The organism is Streptomyces sp. WG5 (genome assembly GCF_049974565.1).
Lineage (GTDB): Bacteria > Actinomycetota > Actinomycetes > Streptomycetales > Streptomycetaceae > Streptomyces.
Window position 1 is genome coordinate 1 of record NZ_JBNGGC010000087.1, and the last position, 3,804, is coordinate 3,804.

At 69.2% G+C, this 3,804-nt stretch carries 2 protein-coding genes; both read left to right on the forward strand.

Annotation, left to right across the window (positions count from 1 at the left end; all coding sequences use genetic code 11):
- Positions 1 to 2,173, forward strand: a 2,173-nt coding sequence (locus tag ACP4IX_RS35885; RefSeq protein ID WP_426558791.1) for an SDR family NAD(P)-dependent oxidoreductase, incomplete at its 5' end; no start/stop codon positions are given.
- 25 nt (positions 2,174 to 2,198) lie between these two features.
- On the forward strand, positions 2,199 to 3,804 hold a 1,606-nt coding region (locus tag ACP4IX_RS35890; protein WP_426558793.1), incomplete at its 3' end, for a type I polyketide synthase.

Consider the following 3,804-nt stretch of genomic DNA (forward strand, 5'->3'; position numbering starts at 1 on the left):
GTTGTTCGCAGGGGCCCGGCACGTGGAGCTGCCGACGTATGCGTTCCAGCGCCGGCGGTACTGGCCCGAGGCGGCCGAGGACGCGATGCCTGTCGTGCAGGACCCACTGGATGCGGAGTTCTGGGCGTCGGTCGAGCGCCACGACGTACGGACGTTGTCGGAATCGTTGGGTCTGGATACCGATGTGGTGTCCTCGGTAGTGCCCGCGCTGTCGTTGTGGCGTGACCGGCTCCGCGAAGACCGTGCTGTGGAGGGGTGGCGTTACCGGGAGACCTGGAAAGCGCTGGACGGCTTCTCGGCATTCGCGGTGTCGGGACCGTGGCTGGTCGTGATGCCGGCCGACGTCAGTGATGACCCGTGGTTGAGCGCTGTCGTGGCCGCGATGGGCCCGTCGGCCCATGTACTGGAGTACGACGGGTTCGACCGCGGCACGCTGGCGTCGCGACTGCCCGACGGCGAACTCGTCGGTGTGCTCTCCCTGTTGGCGTTCGGCGCGGCAGGGCCGGGGGTGACGCCTCCAGGGGTGCTGCCCACCCTGGTGTTGCTGCAGGCGTTGGGCGATGCCGGGATCGAGGCCCCCGTGTGGGCGGTGACCCGGGGTGCGGTGTCGGTCGGGGGACAGGACCCGGTGGCCAGTCCATGGCAGGCCGGGATCTGGGGCGTCGGCCGGGTGGCCGCGTTGGAGCGGCCTCAGCAGTGGGGCGGTCTGGTGGACCTGCCCGAGGAGTTCGACGAGGGGGCGGCGCGCCGGCTCGTGTCGGTGGTGTCCGCTGAGCGCGCCGAGGACCAGGTCGCGGTGCGGGCGGCAGGGGTGTTCGGCCGCCGGCTGGTCCATGCGCCGGCCAGTGGTTCTGGTGGCGTGCCGTGGCAGGTAAGGGGCACGGTACTGATCACTGGTGGTACCGGCGGCCTGGGCGCGTTCGTTGCACGGTGGGCAGTGGAGCGCGGCGCTCAGCACGTGGTGCTGCTCAGCAGACGCGGCTCGGCGGCCACCGGGGCACAGCGGCTGAGCAGCGAGCTGGAGGCCATGGGCGCGCGGGTCACGGTGGTGGCGTGCGATGTGGCGGATCGGAGCGCGCTGGCGAACGTAATCGGGGACATACCTGCGGATATTCCACTGCGCATGGTGGTCCATGCGGCTGGGGTGAGCCATGGTGTGGTCGAGTTGGACTCGGTGACGCCGGAGCAGGTGGAGGCGGAGCTGCGGGCCAAGGTTGCGGGGGCCACGTACTTGGATGAGCTGACCCGAGGTCTTGAGCTGGACGCGTTCGTGCTGTTCTCGTCGGGTGCGTCGTCGTGGGGCAGTGGTGGTCAGGCCGCTTACGCCGCCGGAAACGCCTACTTGGAGGCCTTGGCGGCTCACCGCCGGGCGCAGGGGCGGCCCGGGACCGCGATCGCGTGGGGCAACTGGGCCGAAGCGGGTATGGCCGTCGACAATCCTGAACAGGGGGAGTACCTGCGGCGGCTGGGTGTCCTGCCGATGAGCCCCCGGCTGGCGCTGGCAGCCCTGCAGCGCGTCCTCCAGGACGACGAGACCGGTCTGACGGTCACGGACATGGACTGGTACCGGTTCGCGCCCGCGTTCACGGTGTCCAGGCCCAGTGCGCTGCTGTCCGACATCCCCCAAGTCACCGAGGTACTGGCCGGGAGTTCGGAGAGCACGGACGCGGGATCGGGCTTCGCACAGCGGTGGGCGAACACTCCGGCCGCGGACCGTCCGAGGTTCCTGCACGAGCTGATCCGCGGTCATGTCGCCGCAGTACTCGGGCACGCCCTGTCCATCCGCATCGACATCGGCCAGGCGTTCAAGGAGCTGGGCTTCGACTCCCTGACGGCCGTGGAACTGCGCAACCGACTCGCGGCAGCGACCGGGTTGAGCCTGCCCGCCACCATAGCGTTCGACTACCCCTCGATCGCCGGCCTGGCCGATCACCTCAGCGAAACCCTCGGCAGTGGCCCCGAGCCGGACGAGGAAGCCCTGCGCAAACTCATCGCGTCCGTCTCACCGGCCAAGCTCCGTGAGGCGGGCCTGCTGGACGCCGTACTCGGCCTGGCCGGCGACGCGCCCGACCGAGATGCCCAGGAACAACAGCAAGAAGACGACGAAGCAACCCTGCTGGCTGCCGACGTCGACGATCTGGTCCGGATAGCGCTCGCCGACAACGAGTCGTGACAACGCGGAATCTGTGGAGCTGACAATGAGTACGTCTGCGGACAAAGTAGTCGAAGCGTTGCGCGCCTCGCTGTTGGAGAACAAACGACTCCGGCGCAAGAACCAGCAGTTCGTCGATGCCGCGAACGAGCCGATCGCGATCGTCGGCATGTCGTGCCGCTTCCCGGGGGAGGTCTCGGGGCCGGACGAGCTGTGGAACTTGGTGGCCAAGGGCCGTGACGCCATCTCCGAATTCCCCACCGACCGCGGCTGGGACTTCGAAGAGTTGCACGGAGGCTCGGGGAACACCGTTGTCTCGACCACGACCCAGGGCGGCTTCTTACAGGCTGCAGGCCATTTCGACGCGGAATTCTTCGGCATCTCTCCGCGTGAAGCGGTGGCGACCGATCCGCAGCAGCGGCTGCTGCTGGAGACCTCCTGGGAGGCCCTGGAGCACGCGGGGATCGACCCTGCCTCGCTGTCTGGAAGCCAGGTGGGCGTGTTCGTGGGCGCCTCGCCATCGGGCTATGTGGAGGTGGCGGGCCGGTCCTCGGAAAACGTTGCCGGTCATCTGATCACCGGAGGCTCGCCGAGTGTCATATCGGGCCGCGTCGCCTACGTACTGGGCCTCCAGGGCCCGGCGGTGACGGTCGACACGGCCTGCTCCTCCTCGCTGGTGGCCCTGCACCTGGCCGCGCAGGCGCTGCGTTCCGAAGAGTGCTCCATGGCGCTGGTCGGCGGAGTGACCGTCATCGCCACCCCGGACACCTTTATCGGGTTCTCCCAGCAGGGCGGGCTTTCAGCCGACGGGCGGTGCAAGGCGTTCGCTGACGCCGCTGATGGCACGGGGTGGTCCGAGGGCGCCGGCGTGCTGGTGGTGCAGCGGTTGTCGGATGCTCGTCGTGAGGGGCGCCGGGTGCTGGCGGTCGTGCGCTCCAGCGCAGTGAACCAGGACGGTGCGTCCAACGGGCTGACCGCGCCCAACGGTCCGGCCCAGCGGCGGGTCATCAGGCAAGCCCTGACGAACGGAGGACTGTCCAGCGCCGATGTGGATGTCGTGGAGGGGCACGGCACGGGGACGGTGCTGGGGGATCCGATCGAGGCGCAGGCGTTGCTGGCCACGTATGGGCAGGGCCGGCCGGAGGACCGGCCGTTGTGGCTGGGGTCGTTGAAGTCGAACATCGGTCATACGCAGGCGGCGTCGGGTGTCGCGGGTGTGATCAAGATGGTGTTGGCGATGCGGCATGGGGTGCTGCCGCGGACGCTGCATGTGGACGCCCCGTCGTCGAAGGTCGACTGGTCTCAGGGGGCCGTGAGGTTGCTGACCGATGCCACTCCATGGCCGGTGAGTGACCGTCCGCGTCGGGCGGGTGTGTCGTCGTTCGGTGTGTCGGGTACGAACGCGCACGTCATCCTCGAAGCGGCCGAGCCGTTCGAGCCGGTTGAGCCGGTTGAGCCGGTTGAGCGGGTTGGTGTGGTGGGCATGGCGGGCGACGCCGAGGACGGCCTGGTTGGGGCTGTGGTGCCGTGGGTGGTGTCGGGTAAGTCGGTGGAGGCGGTGCGTGCTCAGGCTGGGCGTCTGCTGGAGTGGGCGGGAGCCGGTTCCGGTGTGGATGTGGCTGCTGTGGGGCGGTCGTTGGTGACGTCGCGGT